1 protein-coding gene is annotated in these 783 nt (G+C 69.2%); it reads left to right on the top strand.

Annotated features, from left to right (window positions below):
* Positions 1 to 231: 231 nt before the first annotated feature.
* Positions 232 to 783: pyridoxal-dependent decarboxylase (locus HUK84_RS20990; RefSeq protein ID WP_246285815.1), on the top strand; the 552-nt coding region annotated here is incomplete at its 3' end.

Here is a 783-nt window from a genome sequence, read left to right as displayed (position 1 = left end):
GGCCCCCGGCCGCCCAGCCGGGCCCGCGCGCGCCCCGCGCCCCACGCTACGTCCGTCAATTCCAGTTGCCCGAAGAACATGCAGCGATCCATTGCAGACATGACGCCCGGATAGGGGCACATACGACAGACAGACATATAGGCACAGTCGCGGCACTGGACAAAACCGGGGACGAAACCCGCGACGAAACCAGCCGCCCGCTGCTCCCACCTCAACAGGACATACAGGCTCATGACCGGACTGGACCCCGACGATTGGGACGAACTGCGCGGCCTCGGCCACCGCATGCTGGACGACATGTTCGACCATCTGGCCGGCCTGCGCGACGGCCCGGTCTGGCGCAAGCTGCCCGACGATTTCCGCGCCGGCCTGCGCGACCAGCCTTTGCCCACCGCGCCCACGGCGCCCCAGGCGCTGTACGAACGGTTCCGCGACCAGGTCGCTCCCTATGCCACCGGCAATACCCATCCGGGCTTCATGGGATGGGTGCATGGCGGCGGCACCGCGATCGGCATGCTGGCCGAAATGCTCGCCGGGGGGCTCAACGCCAATTGCGGGGGCCGCGACCACGCACCGGTCGAAATCGAGCGCGCGGTCATCGGTTGGGCGGCGAAAATCATGGGCTTCCCCGCCGATTCGTCCGGCCTGCTGGTCACCGGCTCCTCCATGGCCAACCTGATCGCCGTGATCACCGCCAGCCGCGCCACCCCCAACGGCGCGTCCTTGCGACAGCAGGGGGTCGGCGGCCGCCGCCTGGTCGGCTACGCGGCCGAAACCGCCCAT

It is taken from the genome of Nguyenibacter vanlangensis (assembly GCF_013376155.1).
Classification (GTDB): Bacteria; Pseudomonadota; Alphaproteobacteria; order Acetobacterales; family Acetobacteraceae; genus Gluconacetobacter; species Gluconacetobacter vanlangensis.
The sequence above is the reverse complement of the archived record's forward strand: the minus strand, read 5'-3'. Positions and strand labels throughout refer to the sequence as shown.